The 19944-nt window shown below is 67.4% G+C and carries 18 protein-coding genes and 2 pseudogenes; 10 read left to right on the forward strand and 10 right to left on the reverse strand.

Features of this window, described 5'->3' with window-relative positions; all coding sequences use genetic code 11:
* Positions 1-120: 120 nt before the first annotated feature.
* Together HHL10_RS05415 and HHL10_RS05420 are read right to left on the reverse strand one after the other, a co-directional pair.
* Positions 121-517 (reverse strand): annotated as a pseudogene (locus HHL10_RS05415) (IS21 family transposase); the annotation flags it as partial.
* Positions 494-1478, reverse strand: a pseudogene (locus tag HHL10_RS05420) (transposase); the annotation flags it as partial. The pseudogenes HHL10_RS05415 and HHL10_RS05420, both read right to left, overlap by 24 nt.
* Before the next feature lie 176 nt (positions 1479-1654).
* Between HHL10_RS05420 and HHL10_RS05425 the strand changes: the two are divergent.
* The 3 genes from HHL10_RS05425 (at position 1655) to HHL10_RS05435 (ending at position 3573) form a co-directional block, all read left to right on the forward strand.
* Entirely contained in the window at positions 1655-1894 is a 240-nt protein-coding gene (locus HHL10_RS05425) for a cold-shock protein (RefSeq protein ID WP_169159342.1), read from the forward strand.
* Positions 1895-2068: 174 nt separating this feature from the next.
* A complete protein-coding gene (aat, locus tag HHL10_RS05430) occupies positions 2069-2836 on the forward strand; it encodes a leucyl/phenylalanyl-tRNA--protein transferase (RefSeq protein ID WP_169159343.1) in 768 nt (255 codons plus the stop codon).
* On the forward strand, positions 2833-3573 hold the full coding sequence (locus HHL10_RS05435; RefSeq protein ID WP_169159344.1) for an arginyltransferase: 741 nt from the start codon (positions 2833-2835) through the stop codon (positions 3571-3573). The genes aat and HHL10_RS05435 overlap by 4 nt, the downstream gene beginning before the upstream one ends.
* Positions 3574-3861: 288 nt before the next feature.
* Here the strand turns inward: HHL10_RS05435 and HHL10_RS05440 are convergent, their stop codons facing one another.
* The 8 genes from HHL10_RS05440 to HHL10_RS05475 all read right to left on the reverse strand — a co-directional run bounded on the left by HHL10_RS05440 (position 3862) and on the right by HHL10_RS05475 (position 12888).
* A complete protein-coding gene (locus HHL10_RS05440) occupies positions 3862-4476 on the reverse strand; it encodes a LysE family translocator (protein ID WP_169159345.1) in 615 nt (204 codons plus the stop codon).
* Between the two features lie 88 nt (positions 4477-4564).
* Positions 4565-5020, reverse strand: a complete 456-nt coding sequence (locus HHL10_RS05445; protein ID WP_169159346.1) for a MaoC family dehydratase — start codon at positions 5018-5020, stop codon at positions 4565-4567.
* Positions 5017-6558, reverse strand: a complete 1542-nt coding sequence (locus tag HHL10_RS05450; RefSeq protein WP_169159347.1) for a 3-hydroxyacyl-CoA dehydrogenase — start codon at positions 6556-6558, stop codon at positions 5017-5019. Before HHL10_RS05450 ends, HHL10_RS05445 begins: the two co-directional genes overlap by 4 nt.
* A complete protein-coding gene (locus tag HHL10_RS05455) occupies positions 6555-7334 on the reverse strand; it encodes an enoyl-CoA hydratase-related protein (protein WP_169159348.1) in 780 nt (259 codons plus the stop codon). The genes HHL10_RS05450 and HHL10_RS05455 overlap by 4 nt, the downstream gene beginning before the upstream one ends.
* 16 nt (positions 7335-7350) lie before the next feature.
* Positions 7351-8583 (reverse strand): benzoyl-CoA 2,3-epoxidase subunit BoxA, encoded by a 1233-nt coding sequence (boxA, locus tag HHL10_RS05460; RefSeq protein ID WP_169159349.1) that lies wholly within the window; start codon positions 8581-8583, stop codon positions 7351-7353.
* A gap of 88 nt (positions 8584-8671) precedes the next feature.
* Positions 8672-10111 (reverse strand): benzoyl-CoA 2,3-epoxidase subunit BoxB, encoded by a 1440-nt coding sequence (gene boxB / locus HHL10_RS05465; protein ID WP_169159350.1) that lies wholly within the window; start codon positions 10109-10111, stop codon positions 8672-8674.
* 43 nt (positions 10112-10154) lie between these two features.
* Positions 10155-11831, reverse strand: coding sequence for a 2,3-epoxybenzoyl-CoA dihydrolase (boxC, locus tag HHL10_RS05470; protein WP_169159351.1), 1677 nt, complete (start codon positions 11829-11831; stop codon positions 10155-10157).
* A gap of 145 nt (positions 11832-11976) precedes the next feature.
* On the reverse strand, positions 11977-12888 hold the full coding sequence (locus HHL10_RS05475) for a helix-turn-helix transcriptional regulator (protein WP_169159352.1): 912 nt from the start codon (positions 12886-12888) through the stop codon (positions 11977-11979).
* Between the two features lie 147 nt (positions 12889-13035).
* Here HHL10_RS05475 and HHL10_RS05480 point away from each other — a divergent pair, with 147 nt between their 5' ends.
* The 7 genes from HHL10_RS05480 to HHL10_RS05510 all read left to right on the forward strand — a co-directional run bounded on the left by HHL10_RS05480 (position 13036) and on the right by HHL10_RS05510 (position 19936).
* A complete protein-coding gene (locus HHL10_RS05480; RefSeq protein WP_169159353.1) occupies positions 13036-13527 on the forward strand; it encodes a 4-hydroxylaminobenzoate lyase in 492 nt (163 codons plus the stop codon).
* An 82-nt stretch (positions 13528-13609) separates the two neighbouring features.
* The gene (locus tag HHL10_RS05485; protein ID WP_169159354.1) at positions 13610-15178 is read left to right on the forward strand and encodes a benzoate-CoA ligase family protein; all 1569 of its coding nucleotides are present in this window, start codon (positions 13610-13612) and stop codon (positions 15176-15178) included.
* A gap of 83 nt (positions 15179-15261) precedes the next feature.
* Positions 15262-16428: an ABC transporter substrate-binding protein gene (locus tag HHL10_RS05490; RefSeq protein ID WP_169159355.1), complete on the forward strand. Its 1167-nt coding sequence runs from the start codon at positions 15262-15264 to the stop codon at positions 16426-16428.
* Between the two features lie 90 nt (positions 16429-16518).
* Positions 16519-17400, forward strand: a complete 882-nt coding sequence (locus HHL10_RS05495) for a branched-chain amino acid ABC transporter permease (protein WP_169159356.1) — start codon at positions 16519-16521, stop codon at positions 17398-17400.
* Between the two features lie 15 nt (positions 17401-17415).
* Positions 17416-18429, forward strand: coding sequence for a branched-chain amino acid ABC transporter permease (locus HHL10_RS05500; protein WP_169159357.1), 1014 nt, complete (start codon positions 17416-17418; stop codon positions 18427-18429).
* Positions 18429-19205 carry an ABC transporter ATP-binding protein gene (locus tag HHL10_RS05505; protein WP_169159358.1) on the forward strand — a complete coding sequence of 259 codons (777 nt, stop codon included), beginning with the start codon at positions 18429-18431 and terminating at the stop codon, positions 19203-19205. Before HHL10_RS05500 ends, HHL10_RS05505 begins: the two co-directional genes overlap by 1 nt.
* The gene (locus HHL10_RS05510) at positions 19205-19936 is read left to right on the forward strand and encodes an ABC transporter ATP-binding protein (RefSeq protein WP_235971118.1); all 732 of its coding nucleotides are present in this window, start codon (positions 19205-19207) and stop codon (positions 19934-19936) included. The genes HHL10_RS05505 and HHL10_RS05510 overlap by 1 nt, the downstream gene beginning before the upstream one ends.
* Positions 19937-19944 lie beyond the last annotated feature (8 nt).

Below are 19944 nucleotides of genomic sequence, written 5' to 3' on the forward strand. Positions count from 1 at the left end.
CAAGACAAGCCTGGCAACGCATCAAAATAAGCCTTGAAACGGAGTCGTTCGAGACGGCCTTCGGCACCGGCAAAGCTGGCCGGTATATGCCGACTCTGGGTGGCCGGATTACGCCGACGCGTGACAGCCGCCGAGGAACAGCTCCAGCCGGTCGTCGTAGAGCCGCACGCGCAGCCGGTGCCCGATGAGCCGCGACGGCACGGTATAGAACACCTTGCGCAGCCTGAAGCCGCACGCTGAGGTCATGTACACCAGCGTCTCCTCGTAGTCGCCAAGTGCGCGCGGCCGGCAGCGGCGGCAGCATGGCGCGCTCGGCCTCGATGCGCGGCCGGCAGCGCACGTTGTGGCGGCTGACGATCTCGTCGATGAAGTGCCGGTAGGCCTGCAAGTCGGCGAAGTCGGCGCTGCCGCGCAGCAGCAGCGCGTCACGGATGGCGCTCTTGAGGTGCCCGTGCGGGCTCTCGATGGCGCCATTCTCGTGCACGACGCCGTGCACACCTTGCCGGGGCAATGCACCGGTGTTGGTCTCGATGGCTTGCAGCACAAGGCAGCAACTGACCGCTGTCCGCCGCGCTGTTGCCAAGCTCGGCGGCTTGTGATGATGTGCGCCGTGTCGTCCACCGCCGTTTGCGCGTTGTAGCTGGGATCAAAGCCACCGCCGGTGCGCTTCTTGATGCGGCTGTCCGGGTCGGTGAAGTTCTCCTGCGCCTTGGCTCGGGCACGCCGAAGTCGCGCTTGTAGCGCCCGCCCTTCTTGGGCTTGCCGTCCGGGCCGCGAGGGCGCCTGTCGTCGTCATCGCTGCGCCCGCGCTCGGTGTCGGCATCGCGTTGGCGCTGCTCCAGCCGCTGACGGGCTTGCGCGATGGCCTTCAAGCGCACCTCGCGCCGCTGGATCTCGGCCGGAATGTCGAGCTCGGGCTCGTTGGCCTCGGCCTCATCGATGCTCTTGGCTCGCTGCAACAGCGCATCGATCTGGGCCTTGAGCTCGGCTTCGGCCAGCTGCATGCGCTCATAGCTCATCGCCTTGTGGCGGCTGGCGTTGGCCTTGGTGCCGTCGATGGCCACCGTGCCGAGCTTGACCAGCCCCATCTCGCGCGCGAGCTGGACCACCTGCACGAACAGCGCGCCGAGCTCCTGGAGGTGCAGCGCCCGGAAGTCGCGGATCGTGCGGTGGTGCGGGAAATTGCCCGCGGCCAGGAAGCGAAACGCCAGGTTCTCGTGTAGCCGGCGCTGAATCTTGCGCGAGCTGAACACGCCCGTGGCGTAGCCGTAGACCAGCAGCTTCACCGTCATCGCCGGGTGAAAGGGCTGGTTGCGCGAGCTGCCCCCGGCATAGCGTGCGTGGAACGCGCTCAGGTCCAGCGCATCGACCGTGTCGCTGATGAAGTACGCCAGGTGCCCCTCGGGCAGCCAGTCCTGCAGCGAGGCTGGCAGCAGCATGAGCTGGTCGGGTGTGTAGGGGCGGTAGCTGGTGGCCATCAGGTCAATGCGCGGGTCGTGCCCTCAATGGTCCGCGACCCCGTTCTGCCGCCTACGCTCCTAGGTCTATAGCGTGTATCAATTTGTGTGTTTTTGGTGACGTAGCTCATTGACACAACGCGGATGCCCCTTACAAAATCTGTTGCACCGCAGCAAAAACACTTGGAGGGGCGCGTATGGCTATCGGCACTGTTAAGTGGTTCAACGATGCAAAGGGCTTTGGCTTTATCCAGCCGGCCGACGGCGGGGCAGATGTATTTGCCCATTTTTCCGCCATTCAGATGGAAGGCTTCAGGACTCTTAAACAAGGCAGCCGAGTGAGCTTTGAAATCGTAAAAGGTCCCAAGGGGGAACTGGCTCAGAACATCCGAGCTATCGACGCAGCGTCGGACTTGCCCAGTGACGAATTACGCTGAAGAGAGCGAGTAAACCTTGGTGAGAGCCTTGACTTGTCTTGCAAAGATGAAAGCTCTTTGGTAATGGCGATTTGCTTGGCCTGAACGCCATGTTTGCCACAAGCATGACGCTTCAGGCTGCTCGGGAATGCCTGGGCTTCTCACCTCGGTTCTGCAACGACGATCATCTTTGGTATGAACTTACCGTTGCCTTGGCTAGATGACGAATACTCGCCCTTGCCATCGCCTGCCCTGGCTCTAGGGGCTGATTCGCCCGCACCAGGTTTGCTGGCCGCTGGCGGAAGACTTACGCCAAAGCGGTTGCGCGAGGCTTACCGCAATGGCATTTTCCCATGGTATTCGCAAGACCAACCCGTACTATGGTGGGCACCTGACCCACGCTTGGTACTGCCAGTGACGGAGTTCCGGCTCCATCGCTCACTACGCAAAAAGCTGCAACGCTTCTTGGATACGCCCACTTGTGAGATGCGTATTGACAGCGCCTGCACCACAGTCATACATGCCTGTGCTTCCGTATCGCGGGATGGTCAGGACGGCACCTGGATCGTGCCAGCGATGCAGCACGCATACGGTGCTTGGCATGCGGCAGGCTGCGTCCATAGCTTTGAAACTTGGATAGACGGTGAGTTGGTGGGCGGACTCTACGGCGTTGGCCTAGGGCGGATGTTCTTCGGCGAGTCGATGTTCTCAACACGCACAGATGCCTCGAAGATCGCTTTAGCAGCTTTGATTTGCTTTTGCCGTATCCACCAGATCAGGCTCGTTGATTGCCAACAGAACACTGCGCATTTGGCTTCTTTGGGAGCACGAGAAATAGCGCGGACTGATTTCCTGAGGCATCTAGCTGCCACAGTGGATGCTGAGCCAGTGCGAGACTGGATCTATGATGAGTCGATGTGGGCGCAGTTAGGGTTGCGCCCCACGACCAGAGGATCTCCGTGACCGCTCCAAAGGAACTACCCCTCGCGTCGCTACAGTTCTATGCTACGGCGCCCTACCCGTGCAGCTATCTGTCTGGCCGGCTAGCGCGTTCGCAAGTAGCTACTCCAAGTCATCTTATTCATGCTGACGCTTACTCGGAACTGGTAGCCCGCGGTTTCAGGCGCAGCGGTCTTTTCACCTACCGGCCGTATTGCGACGGTTGCCGTGCGTGTGTCCCGTTGCGTGTACCGGTTCAGCAGTTCAACCCTTCCCGTAGCCAACGCCGAGCATGGCAAGCGCACCGGAGTTTAGTTGCGCGAGTGCTGCGGCTGTGCTTCTTGCCTGAGCACTATCAACTTTATCTGCGTTATCAATCAGGGCGCCACAGTGGAGGTGGGATGGACCACGACAGTGTGGACCAGTACACCCAGTTCTTGCTGCAAAGTCGCGTCAACTCGCGGCTGGTCGAGTTTCGCGAGCCTAGTGAATCCGGGCTGGGAGCACTGAAAATGGTTTCCATCCTGGACGTGCTCAGCGATGGATTGTCCGCTGTCTACACCTTCTACGACCCCGATGACCACGCCAGCTACGGCACCTATAACATCCTCTGGCAGATCGAGCAGACACGGTTGCTGAAGCTGCCTTATCTGTACCTGGGCTATTGGATCGGCAGCAGCGGCAAGATGGCCTACAAAGCCCAGTTCCGACCTCATGAGTTGCTGGTGGATGGTCGGTGGCGAGCGAATACCTCGGCGTGATTGTAAGATTGTCTTAACCATGTATGTCTCACACTAACGCTTCTCCATGCCTTCGTTGAGCCCGACTTAGGACCGCGATAACGACATTCTGCTTGCAAGAGAGAGGACCAAGTGCTTCCGTAATACATGTATGTACTTTTAAGGGAGCCTGGGACCTACGTCAGAGTTATGCAGCAACGCTCTTCTGCGCAACACGTCGCTGCCACGCCTATCTCATGAATCGAGGTCGGGGTATCGAGTAGCACCTACAGCAGTAGGCTCGATACAAGAACATCACGCTACCCCCGTTCAAGCCCTCACCATCCAAGCGGCCGTGAGCATCAGCACGACAGCCATGAGCCGATTGAACCAAAGCAGTCGCCGCCCTTGCGCCAGCCAGCGCCGCAGTACCGAGCCCACCAGCGCATAGCTGAAGTTGCTGCTCCAGGCGAAGAACACCATTACCGCACACACGATCAGCAAGCGCTGCCCCGGATTGCTTGACGGCTGCCCGCCCGCGCTCGTTACCCATCCGCCGGCCAAGGTCAGGGCCAGCATCCAGGCCTTGATATTCAGGAACTGCAGCCCGACGCCCTGCCAGAAACCGACGTTGAGCCTCCGCTCGTCCGCCTGCCCCAGCTGCCCGGCCCGGGACAGCTTCCACGCCAGCCACAGCAGGTAGCCAATGCCGGCGGCCTTGACCGCCCAGCGCGCCGCCGGCAGCGCCAGCAGCAGCGCGCCGATCCCCAGGCCGCAACCCAGCATCAGCAGTGTCCAGCCCACCGGTACCGCGCTGACGAACACCAGCGCCCGGCGCAAGCCGAAATTGACCGCCAGGGCTGTGGACAGCGTCGTGTTCGGACCGGGCGTGAAGCTCATTGCGGTGGCCACCGTCAACAGGGCCACCCATTCATCCATGCTCATTCGGGCAGTCTATAGACCGGTACTCCCCTGCCCCTGGGCGCGGCACACAGGCAGGCCGCGCAAGGCCCACACCGTGGGCAGGCCCCCTTCAGACGCCGGCACCCTTCGCCTGTGACAGGTCGAACAGGCTGGTCGCCTCCAGCTCCAGCGCCTGGCGCCCATCCTCGTGCAGCAGCTCCCAACGCCAGCGCAGCACGCCCAGATCGGGCTTGCTCTGCGAGCGCCGCACTTCCAGCACGGTGGCTTCCAGGCGCACGGGCTCATCGGGACGCACGGGGTTGGGCCACTTGATGTAGGCGATGCCGGGCGAGGCAAAGCTCTCCGAGCCCTGCAGCGCCGCCTCGACCGCCAGGCGCATGGCCAGACCGCAGGTCTGCCAACCGCTGGCAATGAGCCCCTTGAAAGGCCCCTGGTCGGCCGCCACCGGGTCGGTGTGGAACCACTGCGGGTCCCAGGCTTGGGCGAACGCCAGGATCTCGGCCTCGCTCAGCGATGCTGGCCCGGCGCTGATGCGCAGCCCGGCAAAGAACTCCGCGAATTTCAAACTCCACCCCCGATGCACTCGACTTCATGAAGCCCACGCCGCCAGGCGCACAGCCGCAGGCCCGGGCTGACACGGTAGCGCTCGCCGCGGTAATGCGCGTCCAGCGCGTCGAGCAGATTGATCACGCCGGCGGTGTCCCAGCCGCGCAGCCACTCGAAGGGGCCCTGCGGGTAGTTCACCCCCAGCTTCATCGCTGCGTCGGCGCCAGCTTCGTCGCACACGCCCTGGTGCACCGCGTCGGCCGCTTCGTTGATCAGCATGGCGATGGTGCGCGCCACCACCAGCCCCGGCGCGTCGGCCAGGCGCTGGGGGTTGAAACCCAGCTCCTGCAGCCACAGCGGAGCCGCCGCGCACCAGGCTGCGGAGGCCTGCACCGCCGGCGCCCAGGCCAGCGCGGCGCCTGGCGCCTGCGACAGCGGCAGGTCGAACACCGCCACGTCGGCCGCCTCCCCGGCACCCACCTGCGAGGCCGGGCGCCCGTCGGTGAGGCGCAACTCCGCCCCGTCCACCTCCAGCCCGGTCCAGTCGCTGTCCGGCATGGGCTCGAAGCCGCGGCCGCGGGCCGTGAGCGCGTCGCGGATGCGCCGCGCCACGGCATCGTTGCCATGCACGCTCAGGATCGTGGCTTCCGGCGGCCCGTCCCCGTTCACCGCGGGCAAGGCCGGCTTCGGCGCGCCATCCGCGTAGTCATAAAAGCCGCGCCCGGACTTGCGCCCCAGCAGCCCGCCCTCGACCAGCTCGCGCTGCACCAGCGAGGGCACGAAGCGCTTGTCGAAGAAGTTGGCCTCGTACACGGACTGCGTGACGGAGAAGTTGGTGTCGTGGCCGATGAGGTCCATCAGCTCGCACGGCCCCATGCGGAAGCCCGCCGCGCGCAGGCAGGCATCCAGCACCGCCGGCAAGGCGGCCCGCTCCTGCAGCAACGCCAGCGTCTCGGCGTAATACGGCCGCGCGATGCGGTTGACGATGAAGCCGGGCGTGGAGCGCGCGTGCACCGGCACCTTGCCCCATTGCTTCGAAAGCTCGTGGATCGCCTGCGCCACCGCCGGCTCGGTCTGCAACCCCGACACCACCTCGACGAGCCTCATCAGCGGCACGGGATTGAAGAAATGCATGCCCACCAGGCGTCCCGGCCGCTGCAGTCCGTTGGCGATGGCGGTCACGGAAATGGACGAGGTGTTGGTGGCCAGCACGCAGTCCTCGGCCACCAGGCTTTCAAGCTGCCGGAACAGCGAGCGCTTGGCGTCCAGCTTCTCGACCACCGCCTCCACCACCAGACGTGCCGAAGCCGCGGTTTCCAGCGCCGTGATCGGCTCGATGTGCGCCAGCGTCTGGTCCACCGCCTGCGCCGTGAGCTTGCCCTTGGCGACCAGCCCCTCCAGGCTCTTGCCCAGCTTGCCCTTGGCCTCGGCCGCCGCCCCCTCGCGCAGGTCGTACAGCCACACCCGGTGCCCGGCCTGGGCCGCGACCTGGGCGATGCCGGCCCCCATGATCCCCGCGCCCACCACCAGCAGCGGCGCACCCTGCAGCACGCTCATACTTTCGGCATCCAGCTCGCCGGCCGCTTGGCCAGGAAGGCTTCGAAGCCCTCGCGCGCCTCCGGCGTCGAACGGACGCGCGAGATGGTCTGCGCCGTGAGCTCGCGTACCTCCTCGGTGATCGGCCCCATCTGCAGCCGGCCAAAGAGCTGCTTGATCTCGCGCTGCGCCAGCGGCCCGCCCACCAGCAGCTCGGCCGCCATCGCCTCCACCGCCGTGTCCAGCCCGTCCAGCGGCACCACCTTCTGCACCAGGCCGATGTCCAGCGCTTCCTGCGCGCCGATGCGGCTGGTGGTCAGCGCCAGCCGCAGCGCCTGGCGCTTGCCCACCGCGTTGGTGACATAGGGCCCGATCACCGCGGGCAGGATGCCGAACTTGGCCTCGCTCACCGCGAACCTGGCGTCCTCCCCGGCGATGGCGATGTCGCACGCCGCGGTCAGTCCCACCCCGCCACCCAGCGCCACGCCCTGCACGCGGGCGATGGTCGGCTTGGGGCTCTGGTGGATGGCAGCCAGCATGCCGGCGAAGCGGCGCGCGTCCTGCAGGTTCCACTCCTGCGAGGCGGTGCTGGCACGCTGCATCCACTGCAGGTCCGCCCCGGCGCTGAAGGCCTTACCGGCCCCTTCGAGCACGATCACCCGCACCTCCGGGTCCCCGGACAGCACCGTGAACGCGTCATGCAGGGCGGCGATCATGGCTTCGTCGAAGGCGTTGAACACCTCCGGGCGGTTCATGCGCACGCGCGCCACGGCGCCGCGCTCCACGACAACGGTCATCAGGGAGTCTCCTCGGTCAATAGGTTTCCAGGTGCAGCCGGCCCTCGCGCTTGAGCTGCTGGTGCAGCGCCGGCCAGTCCAGGTCGTGCTGCACGGCCACGTCACGCAGCACCTCCAGCACGCCGGCCTCCATGCCCTTCAGGCCACAGACATAGAAATAGGCGTTCGGGTCGCGCAGCAGCTTAACCAAGTCCGCCCCTCGCTCTCTCATTGCATCCTGTACGTAGCGTCGAGGCTGCCCCGGCGTGCGCGAGAAGGCGAAGTTGATGTCGATGAAATCCTTGGGCAGGTTCATCAGCGGCCCGAAGTACGGCAGCTCCTGCTGGGTGCGCGCGCCGAAGAACAGCATGAGCTTGCCGCTCTCACCCTGGCCGCGGCGGCGCCGCCGGCGCTCGGTCATGGCGCGCATCGGGGCACTGCCCGTGCCGGTGCAGATCATCACCAGGTGGCTGCCGGCGTGGTTGGGCATCAGGAAGGTGGCGCCGAAGGGGCCGATCACCTGCACGGGGTCACCCTTCTTCAGGTCGCACAGATAGTTCGAAGCCACCCCGCGCACCGGCCGGCCCTGGTAATCGGCCGTCACGCGCTTCACGGTCAGCGAGACGTTGTTGTAGCCCGGGCGCTCGCCGTCGCGCGGGCTGGCGATGGAGTACTGGCGCGCGTGGTGCGGCCGCCCTTGCGCGTCCGTGCCCGGCGGCAGGATGCCCAGCGACTGCCCTTCCAGCACCGGGAACGGCACGTTGCCGAAATCCAGCACGATGTGGTGCGTGTCGCTGTCGGTGCCCAGCTCCGTGACGCGGTAGTTGCCCGCCACCGTGGCCGTGATGGGGCTCTTGTGCGTGTACAGGTTGACGTAGGGATGCGAGGCCGACCACGGCGGCACCTGCGCGCCGTTGACCGCGTCGGCCAGCGGGCTCTCCTGCGCCTGCACTTGCGGCCCTGCAGCCTCGGCCGCCGTCTCGACGTTCAGGCCCAGCGCCTTTTCCGCCGGCAGCTCGCTCCAGGTCAGTTGCTCCTCGACCGAGTAGGCCTCCAGCCGCAGCACGGTGCGCCAGTTGTCGATCGCGCCCGTGGGGCACGGCGGCACGCAGGCCATGCAGAAGTTGCACTTTCCCGGGTCCACGACGTAGTTGTTCGAGTCGTGCGTGATGGCATCGACCGGGCAGCTTTCCTCGCAGGTGTTGCAGCGGATGCAGATCTCGGGGTCGATCAGGTGCTGCTTGAGCACCTCGGGCAGCGGGGCGTTCATGAAGCTCTCTCTGTCATTGCGGGCGCTGTAACCGTTTCCCGTTCGGACTGAGCCCTTCGACAAGCTCAGGGCGAACGGAAAAATGGGCTCAGTTGAAGCGCACGTACTCGAAATCGACGGGCTGGCGGTTGATGCCCATGACCGGCGGCGCGATCCAGTTGGCGAACCGGCCCGGCTCGACCACGCGGCCCATGAGCGAAGCGACGAAGGCGCGGTCGGTGTCCGAGGGCAGCCACTCGTCCTGGCGCGCAGCCCACTCGGCGCCGCTGACCACGCGCCCGTCGGGCGTGACGTTGGCGCCGGCCAGCGAGCCGATCTTGCGGTTGAAGGCCTTGTGCGGCGCCACCAGCCGCAACGGGATGCCCGCCTTCTCGATGACCTTGTTCCAGCGGTTCACGCCGCCGATGGAGTCCTTGATGTAGTCGTCGCGCAGCACCTCGTTGAGCGCGTTGAGCAGCGGCACCTCGCGCTCCACCAGCCGCCCGCCGTCGCCGCTCTTCTCCACGCCCAGCACCCGGTAGCTCTGGCCGTGCAGCTGGTGGTCGTCGTCGCGCTTGGTCTCCTCGAAGCGGCCCTTCAGGCCCGAGTTGTAGAAGATGGCCGCGTTGCTCGACTCGTCGGCGCCGAACAGGTCGATGGTCACGCTGAAGTGGAAGTTCAGGTAGCGCTGGATCGTCGGCAGGTCGATCACGCCCGCGGCGCGGATCTTGGCCGGGTCGTCGGTCTTGAGCTGGTTCATCACCTCGCAGGTGCGCGCGATCACGCGCGACACCCCCGACTCGCCCACGAACATGTGGTGCGCCTCTTCCGTCAGCATGAACTTGGTCGTGCGCGCCAGCGGGTCGAAGCCGCTTTCAGCCAACGCGCACAGCTGGAACTTGCCGTCGCGGTCGGTGAAGTAGGTGAACATGTAGAAGGACAGCCAGTCCGGCGTCTTCTCGTTGAAGGCGCCCAGGATGCGCGGGTTGTCCGCGTCGCCCGAGTTGCGCTGCAGCAGCGCGTCGGCCTCCTCGCGCCCGTCGCGGCCGAAGTACTTGTGCAGCAGGTACACCATCGCCCACAGGTGCCGGCCCTCCTCCACGTTGACCTGGAACAGGTTGCGCAGGTCGTACTGGCTCGGGGCGGTCAGGCCCAGGTGGCGCTGCTGCTCCACCGACGCGGGCTCGGTGTCGCCCTGCGTCACGATGATGCGGCGCAGGTTGGCGCGGTGCTCGCCGGGCACGTCCTGCCACGCCGCCTCGCCCTTGTGCTCGCCGAAGTTGACCTGCCGGCCCTCCTCCTTCGGGTTCAGGAAGATGCCCCAGCGGTAGTCGGGCATCTTCACGTGCCCGAACTGCGCCCAGCCCTGCGGGTCGACGCTGATGGCCGTGCGCAGGTACACGTCAAAGCCCTGCGAGCCCTCGGGGCCCAGGTCGTTCCACCAGTTGAGGTAGTTGGGCTGCCAGTGCTCCAGCGCGCGCTGCAGCGTCTTGTCTTCCGACAGGTTGACGTTGTTGGGAATCTTCTCGCTGTAGTCGATGCTGGACATGGCGCTGTCTCCTGGAATGTCGTGGGATGTAGGGGCGTCGGATTCAGACGCGGTTCATGTCGAACTGGGCCTTCTCGCCCTTGCCGTAGAGCTTGAGCGCGCCCTTGTCGCCCACGGCGTTGGGGCGCTGGAAAATCCAGTTCTGCCAGGCCGTGAGCCGGCCGAAGACGCGGGTGAGCATGGTCTCGGGGCCGTTGAAGCGCAGGTTCGCCTCCATGCCGGTGAGCGCGTCGGGTGACATCGCCGCGCGCTCCTCGATGGCCAGGCGCACCTCGTCGGCCCAGTCGATGTCGTCGGGGTTGGAGGTCACCAGGCCCAGCCCGAAGGCCGCATCGGCGTCCAGCGGCTGGCCCAGCTGCGCGCGCACCGCCTGCAGCGCCGGCGCCTCGTCGTAGAAGCGGCGGCCCAGCCGCGACTGGTTCGTCGCCATCGGGAACAGGCCGAAGTTGGTTTCGGTCACGACGATCTTCGGCGCGGCGGCTTCGTCGTCCGGCTGCGCCAGCATGTAGCTGCGGTCGCACGCCAGCGCCAGCTCCAGCAGCGGCCCGGCGAAGCACGAGCCCGGCTCGATCAGCGCGAACAGCGTGCGCGAGGACACGTCCAGCCGCGAGAAGGTGCGGCGCAGCAGACCCGTGGTCTCGCGCACCAGCCAGTGGCCCTGGTTCGCCTGCAGCACCGCGTCCACCGCCAGCACGCCTTGAGCATCGCCCGCGGTCTTGAGCAGCCAGGTGCCGATCTCGGGCTCGTTGGTGCGCATGGACAGGATCGCGTCGTCCAGTTCGCGCGCCATCTGCAGCGGCCACCAGGCGGCGCCCGCAGCCACGATGCCGGCCAGGTCGGCGGGCTGCGCTCCTTCCGGCGCCTTGACCGTAAAGGTCGCGGCACGCCTGGCGCGGTCGATCTCCACCGTGACGAAGCCATAGCGCAGCGCATCGGCCTCGATGGTCCGCTGCAGCGGCACCAGCGCCACGCCCTGCGCCTCGGCCGGGCGGTCGCTCAGCGCGGCCAGGGCCTGGGCCCGCTCCTGCACCTTCTGCGCGAACTGCGCGGGTTTCACGGCCTCGTCCACCAAGCGCCAGTCCTTGGCCTTCTGGCCGCGTACGCCCTCGGTGGTGGTGCAGAAGATGTCGGCCAGGTCGTGGCGCACCTTGCGCTTGTCGGTGACGCGCGTCAGGCCGCCCGTGCCCGGCAGCACGCCCAGCAGCGGCACCTCCGGAAGGCTCACCGCCGAGGAGCGGTCATCGACCAGGATGATCTCGTCGCAGGCCAGCGCCAGCTCGTAGCCGCCGCCGGCGCAGGCGCCGTTGACCGCGGCAATGAACTTCAGGCCCGAATGCGCGCTGGAGTCCTCCATGCCGTTGCGCGTCTCGTTGGTGAACTTGCAGAAGTTCACCTTCCAGGCATGGCTGGACACGCCCAGCATGAAGATGTTGGCGCCCGAGCAGAAGATGCGGTCCTTGGCGCTGGTCACGATCACGCTGCGCACCTGCGGGTGCTCGAAGCGGATGCGGTTCAGGGCGTCGTTGAGCTCGATGTCCACGCCCAGGTCGTAGCTGTTGAGCTTGAGCTTGTAGCCCGGGCGGATGCCGGCGTTCTCGTCGATGTCCAGCGTCAGGGTGGCAATCTGCCCCTCGGTGCGCAGCGACCAGTGCCTGTACTGCGAAGGCTCGATCTGGTAGTTGACGCGGGCGGTGTCGGCGGTTTCGGCGGCAGCGTTCATCGGGTCTCCTCGGCAGCCCAGTGGTCCGGACATGCAGCATCATGCAGTGCGTGTGCGGTGCATGATAGGCATCCTCTGATGAACGTCAATGCATACGCAGCACTTTAGTGCATATCCAAGGGAAAACACCGAGCAGTGGCCCGGTTCACACCCCGGCGTGCTGGCGCAGCGCCTCGCGCAGGCCGCTGAAGGCCTCGGACAGCGTCTTGCCGCTGGTGTCGAAGCTGAGGTCGGCCTTGCCGTAGAAGGCGGCGCGGCCTTCGAGGATGCGGCGCAGGTCCTGCATCGCCTCCTGGTTGCCGGCCATGGGTCGCAGGTCGCCCTGCTCGATGACGCGCTGCATGTGCTCCTGCGGCGTCGCGCGCAGCCAGACCGTGTAGCAGTGCGACAGCAGCAGGTTCAGCGTGGCCGGGTCGGACACCAGCCCGCCGGGCGTGGCGATGACGGCGTCCGGGTAGAGCTGGATCATCTCCTCCAGGGCGCGGCGCTCGTAGCGGCGGTAGGCGGTGGGGCCGAGCAGGTTGTGGATCTCGCCCAGCCCGCAGCCGGCCACGCGCTCGATCTCGTTGTTCATCTCGACGAAGGGCACGTTCAGGTCGTCGGCCAGCAACTGCCCCAGGCTGGACTTGCCCGCGCCGCGCAGCCCGATCAGCGCGATGCGCGAGGTGCGCGCGTCGGCCAAGCCGGCCTGACCATAGAGCTCGGTGAGCGCGACGCGGGCGCGGCGCAGCTCCTCGTCGGAGCGTCCGCGCAGCAGCTCGCGGATCAGCAGCCATTCGGGCGCCGCGGCGCTCTCGTCGTTGAGCAGATCGACCAGTTCGCAGTCCAGCGCCCGCGCCACCTGACGCAGCACCAGCACCGAGGCGTTGCCCACGCCCAGCTCCAGGTTCGCCAGGTGGCGCTCCGACACGTCACTGGCCAGCGCCAGCGCGCGCCGGGTCAAACCTTTGCGCGCCCGCAGCGAGCGCACCCGCTCGCCGAGCGCGGCCAAAAAGGGATCACGTTGCGCCTCGGCCGTGCGCTCGGGCAGTTCTTGGGTGGTGTTGTGGTTGTCCATGACGTGAGAGTCAGTGTTTACCCGGCTCATGCACTATATTGCTTGACCAGCAACAAGGGTGCGTTTAAGTTTCAGCGATGCACTTTAGTTCAACCACCCGGGTTCGCCCGCAGCATCGGCAAACCCCATGTGATTGACATGCCGCCCATGACGCCCGAACGCTTCCAAGACCTGATCGCCTCCCTCACCGCCACGCTGGAAGGCCAGCCGCTCGATGCCGCGCTGGCCGAGCGCCTCAACCGCGAGTACCCGGCCGGCAGCCCGGTGTACGAAGCCTTGTTCGATGCCTGCCGGCAGGCGGTGGCCGCCGGCTGGATGTGCAGCCGCGAGAACGACGGCATCCGCTGGGGCCGCGTCATCAGGCACGGTGCCGCCACGCACGGCTTCTCAGTGGACGTGGTGGACATGAAGGACCTGGCGGGCCCGCACCACGTCCACCCCAACGGCGAGATCGACCTGGTGATGCCGATCCTTGATGACGGCAGCCCGGGTGGCGGTGCCCGCTTCGACGGCCAAGGCCCGGGCTGGAAGGTGTACGGCCCCGGCAGCGCGCACCGGCCCACCGTCACCGGCGGCCGGGCCCTGGTGCTGTACCTGCTGCCGCAGGGCGCCATCGAATTCAGCCGCGCTGCCGCCTAGGCCGCGCCGCGATCCCGCGCCGGGCAGGCCTTCGCCAGAAGAGGCCGCCCGCTCCACATCCACGGAGACCTGAGGAGACAAGATGGGCTACACCGCGCCGCCGCCTGCGCGCTTCAACTTCGCGCAGCACCTCATCGCGCTCAATGCCGGCCGCCCGGACAAGGCGGCCTACCTCGACGACCTCGGCCGCCTTAGCTATGCCGAGCTGGCCCAGCAGGTGCGCCGCGTCGCGTCGGGCCTGGCCGCGCTGGGCCTGCGCCGCGAGGAGCGCGTGCTGCTGCTGATGCATGACTGCGTGCATTGGCCGGTGGCCTTCCTGGGCTGCCTGTACGCCGGCGTGGTGCCCGTGGCCGTCAACACCCTGCTCACCGCCGACGACTACGCCTACATGCTGGCCCACAGCCGCGCGCAGGCCGCCCTGGTCTCGGGCGCGCTGCTGCCCACGCTGCAGGCCGCCATGGAGCGCGGCACGCACGAGGTCGGGAACCTGGTGGTCTCGCGCGGCAATGCCCTGCCCGCCGGCGCGCTGGACTTCGACGCCTGGCTCACGGAGCAGGCACTCGCCGACAAGCCCGCCGACACCGCGGCCGACGACATCGGCTTCTGGCTCTACTCCTCCGGCTCCACCGGGCGCCCCAAGGGCACGGTGCACACCCACGCCAACCTGTACTGGACGGCAGAGCTCTACGCCCGCCCGGTGCTGGGCCTGAGCGAAAACGACACCTGCTTCTCCGCCGCCAAGCTCTTCTTCGCCTACGGCCTGGGCAACGCGCTGAGCTTTCCGCTGTCGGTGGGCGCCACCACCGTGCTGATGGCGGAGCGGCCCACGCCGGACGCGGTGTTCAAGCGCTGGGTGGAGCAGAAGCCGACCGTGTTCTTCGGTGCGCCCACCGGCTACGCCGGCATGCTGGCCTCGCCCGGGCTGCCCAGCTGCGAGCAGGTGGCGCTGCGGCTGTGCTCCTCGGCCGGCGAGGCGCTGCCGCGCGAGATCGGCGAGAAGTTCACGGCCCGCTTCGGCGCCGAGATCATCGACGGCATCGGCTCCACCGAGATGCTGCACATCTTCATTTCCAATCGCCCCGGCGACGTGCGCTACGGCACCTCGGGCCTGCCGGTGGACGGCTACGAGGTGGAGCTGCGCGACGAGAACGGCGCCGTCATCGACGGCAGCGACCAGGTGGGCGACCTGTTCATCAAGGGGCCCAGCGCCGCCCTGATGTACTGGTGCAACCGTGACAAGAGCCGCGACACCTTCCTCGGCGCCTGGACCAAGAGCGGCGACAAGTACCTGCGCGACGCCGACGGCTACTACGTCTACGCCGGCCGCAGCGACGACATGCTCAAGGTCAGTGGCCAGTATGTTTCGCCGTTCGAGGTCGAGTCCACGCTGATGCAGCACCCCGACGTGCTGGAAGCGGCCGTGATCGGCGTGGCCGACGACCACGGCCTCACCCGTGCCAAGGCCTTCGTGGTGCTCAAGAACCAGGGCGAGGCCGGTGAGCCCATGGCCGAGGCGCTCAAGGACTTCGTCAAGCAGCGCCTGGCGCCCCACAAGTACCCGCGCCAGCTGGTGTTCGTGGCCGAGCTGCCCAAGACCGCCACCGGCAAGATCCAGCGTTTCAGGCTGCGCGAGCAGGAGGCGGCCCGCTGAACGGGCTGCCGCCACGCGACCGGCCCGGGAGCTATCGAGGCCGCCCGGGCCTTTTCACGACAACAACCCATGGAGACAAGCGCATGAAGCTCATTCACACCCTGGGCGCGGTGGCTGCCGCCGCGCTGCTGGCCGCCCAACCGGCCTGGGCCCAGGCCGGTGCAAAACTGAAGGTCGGGTTCATGCTGCCCTACACCGGCACCTACGCCGCGCTGGGCAATGCCATCGAGAACGGCTTCCGGCTCTACGTGCAGGAACAGGGCGGCCGGCTCGCCGGGCGCGAGATCGAATTCGTCAAGGTCGATGACGAGTCCGACCCCTCCAAGGCCACCGACAACGTCAACAAGCTCATCAAGCGCGACCAGGTGGACGTGATCATCGGCACCGTGCACTCCGGCGTCGCCATGGCCATGGCCAAGGCCGCCAAGGAGAGCAACACGCTGCTGATCGTGCCCAACGCCGGCGCCGACGCCGTCACCGGCCCGATGTGCGCGCCCAACATCTTCCGCAGCAGCTTCTCCAACTGGCAGCCGGCCTACGCCATGGGCGAGGTCGCGGCCAAGAAGGGCCACAAGAAGGCCATCACCATCACCTGGAAGTACGCCGCGGGCGACGAGTCGGTGGCCGGCTTCAAGGAGGCTTTCGAGAAGAACGGCGGCCAGGTGGTCAAGCAGCTCAACCTGCCCTTCCCCAACGTCGAGTTCCAGGCGCTGCTCACCGAGATCGCCGCCAGCAAGCCCGATGCGGTCTACACCTTCTTCGCCGGCGGCGGCGCGGTGAAGTTCGTCAAGGACTACGCCGCCGCGGGCCTGAACAAGACCATCCCGCTCTACGGCGCGGGCTTCCTCACCGACGGCACGCTCGAAGCCCAGGGCGACGCAGCGCAGGGGCTGCTCACCACGCTGCACTACGCCGACGGCCTGAACACCCCACGCGACAACGCCTTCCGCAGCGCCTACGCCAAGACCTTCAAGCTCCAGCCCGACGTCTACGCCGTGCAGGGCTACGACGCGGCGCAGATGCTGGGCGTGGGCCTGAACGCCGTGAAGGGCGACGTCAGCAAGAAGGCCGAGTTCGCCGCCGCGCTGCGCGTGGCCAAGATCGACAGCCCGCGCGGCCCCTTCACCATCGCCAAGAACCACAACCCGGTGCAGGACTTCTACCTGCGCAAGGTCGAGGGCAAGGAGAACAAGAGCACGGGCATCGCGGTGAAGGCGCTGGCCGATCCGGGCCGCGGCTGCCGGATGTGATCGGCGCGTGATCGACGAGCGGGCCGGCGTTCCGGCCCGTTGTTCCGCAGTAACGCCCGCGGCCGGCGCCGCGGGCCCTCAGGGGCCGCCATGGACATCGCGACCTTCCTCATCCAGTGCCTGAACGCGGTCCAGTACGGGCTGCTGCTCTTCCTCGTGGCCTCGGGGCTGACGCTGATCTTCGGGATCATGGGCGTGATCAACCTCGCCCACGGCAGCTTCTACATGATCGGCGCCTACATGGCCTACGCCCTGGCGCCCTGGGTCAATCAGTACCTCGGCGGGGGCTTCTTCACCACGCTGCTGGTGGGCATCGTGCTCTCCGTGCTGCTGGGCTACCTGCTGGAGTGGGTCTTCTTCAGCTACCTCTACGAGCGCGAGCACCTGCAGCAGGTGCTCATGACCTACGGCCTGATCCTCGTCTTCGAGGAGTTGCGCTCCATCCTGGTGGGCAACGACGTGCACGGCGTGCAGCCGCCGGAGTGGCTGGCCGGCTCGATCCCGCTGGGCGAGGTCATGACCTACCCGGTCTACCGGATCTTCATCTCCGCCGTGTGCATTGCCATCGCGGTGGCGATGTGGGCGCTGATCACGCGCACCCGGCTCGGGATGCGCATCCGTGCCGGCGCCAGCAACCGCGAGATGGCGCGCGCCATGGGCGTGAACATCCGGCTGCTCTACCGCATCGTCTTCGCCATCGGCGTGGCGCTGGCGGCGCTGGCCGGGATGATCGCGGCGCCGGTGTCCAGCGTTTATCCGAACATGGGCGCGGGCGTGCTGATCATGTGCTTCGTGGTGGTGGTGATCGGCGGCATCGGCTCCATCAAGGGCGCGCTGGTGGCCGCGCTGCTGGTGGGCTTCGTCGACACCTTCGGCAAGGTGCTGTTCCCGGCGCTGGCCGGGCTGTCGGTGTATGTGCTCATGGCCGTGATGCTGCTGTGGAAGCCCGAAGGGCTGTTCAAGGCCGGTTGAGTCGAGGAGGGATTCATGAACACGACCACGCTGTCCTCCCTGCCGGCCACCGCGCCGGCGCCGGCCCGCGGCCTGTCGCTCAAGGCGCTGCCGGTGCTGCTGGGTTTCCTGGTGCTGGCGCTGCTGCCGCTGGGCCTCACGGGCTTCTACGTCGAGCTGACGATGAAGATCATGATCCTGGCCCTGTTCGCGCTGAGCCTGGAGCTGCTGGTGGGCCAGACCGGCCTGGTGGCCTTCGGCCACGCCGGCTTCTTCGGCATCGGCGCCTACGTCGCGGCGCTGTTGACGCCGCAATCGGGCCCGGCCTCGCTGTGGTGGCTGCTCCCGGCGGCCATGGGCGCCGCGGGCCTGTACGCGCTGGCGGTGGGGGCGCTCTCGCTGCGCACCAAGGGCGTGTACTTCATCATGATCACGCTGGCCTTCGCCCAGATGGCCTACTTCGTGTTCCACGACACGCCCGTCGGCGGCGGCAGCGACGGCATCTACCTCTACTTCAAGCCCGAGGTGCTGCTGGGCGAGGTGCGGCTGCTCGACCTGGACGCCGGCCCCACCTTCTACTACTTCGTGCTGGGCTGCCTGGTCGCCACTTTCACCTTGCTGGCGCTGCTGCTGCGCAGCCGCTTCGGCCGGGCGCTGGCCGGCATCAAGGCCAACGAGCAGCGCATGCGCGCCGCGGGCTTCGCCACCTACCCGTACAAGCTCGGGGCCTTCGTGCTCTCCGCCATGCTCGCCGGCCTCGCGGGCTTCCTCTACGCGCTCAAGGACGGCTTCGTGAACCCGGAGATCCTGTCCTGGCACCAGAGCGGCGCGGTGCTGCTGATGATCATCCTGGGCGGCCTGGGCCACCTGCGCGGCGCGCTACTGGGCGCCCTGGCGTTCACGCTGCTGCAGGAGCTGTATCAATCCGAAGCCATCTTCGGCACGTTTGCCAAGCACTGGCAGCTGTCGCTCGGTCTCACCATCATCGCCTTCGTCGCCCTGCTCCCACACGGGCTCATCGGGTTGTTGCAGCGCAAGGGGGACAAGTGATGAGCGCGGTCCTCAACCAAGCCGCTGATACGCAGGCTCTGCTCGTAGCGACCGAGGTGTCGCGCCGCTTCGGCGGTTTGAAGGCGGTGGACGGCGTCTCGCTGACGCTGGAGCGCGGCAGCCTGCACGCCGTGATCGGCACCAACGGCGCCGGCAAGTCCACGCTGATCAACCTGCTCTCCGGCGAGATCCCGCCCAGCGAGGGCCGCGTGCTGCTGATGGGCCAGGACGCCACCGCCTGGAGCCAGCCCAGGCGCGCCCGCGCCGGGCTGGGCCGCTCCTACCAGCGCAACACCATCTTCATGAATTTCACGGTGCGCGAGAACTGCCGCCTGGCGGCGCAGTCGCGCTGGCAACGGGCCTGGGACTGGTGGACACCGGCGCAGCGCTGCGGCAAGAGCCTGGCCGCCGCCGACGAGGCGCTGCGCAAGGCCGGCCTCTCGGCGCAGGCCGAGCGCATCGCCGGCGCGCTCTCGCACGGCCAGAAGCGCCAGCTGGAGATCGCCATGTGCCTCGCGGGCGCGCCGCAGGTGCTGCTGCTGGACGAGCCGCTGGCCGGCATGGGCGCGGAGGAAACCGAGCGCATGCTGGCGCTGCTCACCGAGCTCAAGCGCGACCACGCCATCCTGCTGGTCGAGCACGACATGGACGCGGTGTTCCGCGTTGCCGACCGCATCACAGTGATGGTCAACGGCCGGGTGATCGCCAGCGACACCCCCGCGGCCGTGCGCAGCAACCGCGAGGTGCAGATCGCCTACCTCGGAGAGGGCCACTGATGGGTGCCGTCATGAACAACGCCGAGGCGCTGCTCGAAGCCACCGGGCTGAACGCCCACTACGGGCAGAGCCATGTGCTGCAGGGTGTCTCCTTGCGCATTGCGCGCGGCGAGGCCGTGGGCCTGCTCGGGCGCAACGGCATGGGCAAGACCACCTTCATCCGCACGCTGCTGGGTCAGGTGAAGGCCACGGGCGGGCGTGTGAGCGTGGCGGGCCGGGACATGACCGGGCAGCCGCCCGAGCGCATCGCGCGGCTGGGCATCGGCTACGTGCCCGAGGGGCGCGGCGTGTTTCCGAACCTGAGCGTGCGGGAGAACCTGGTCATGGCCGCGCGGGCGGGCACCAAGGGCCAGCGCGACTGGACGCTGGAGCGCGTGCTGAAAACCTTCCCGCGCCTGGCGGAACGGTTGAGCCATGGCGGTGGCCAGCTCTCCGGCGGCGAGCAGCAGATGATGGCCATCGGCCGCGCGCTGATGACCAACCCCGACCTGATGATCCTGGACGAGGCCACGGAAGGGCTGGCGCCGCTGGTGGTGGCCGAGATCTGGCGCGTCATCGGCCTGATCCGCGCCAGCGGCATCGCCTCGCTGGTGGTGGACCGCGACTTCCGCAAGGTGCTGGCGCACACCGACCGCTGCGTGGTGCTGGAGAAGGGCCGCGTGGTGCTGGAGGGGCCCTCGGCCGAGCTGGCGGCGGACGAGGCGGCGCTGCATCGGTATCTGGGGGTGTGAGGAAGGCG

It is taken from the genome of Azohydromonas caseinilytica, assembly GCF_012927045.1.
Classification (GTDB): Bacteria; Pseudomonadota; Gammaproteobacteria; order Burkholderiales; family Burkholderiaceae_C; genus Azohydromonas; species Azohydromonas caseinilytica.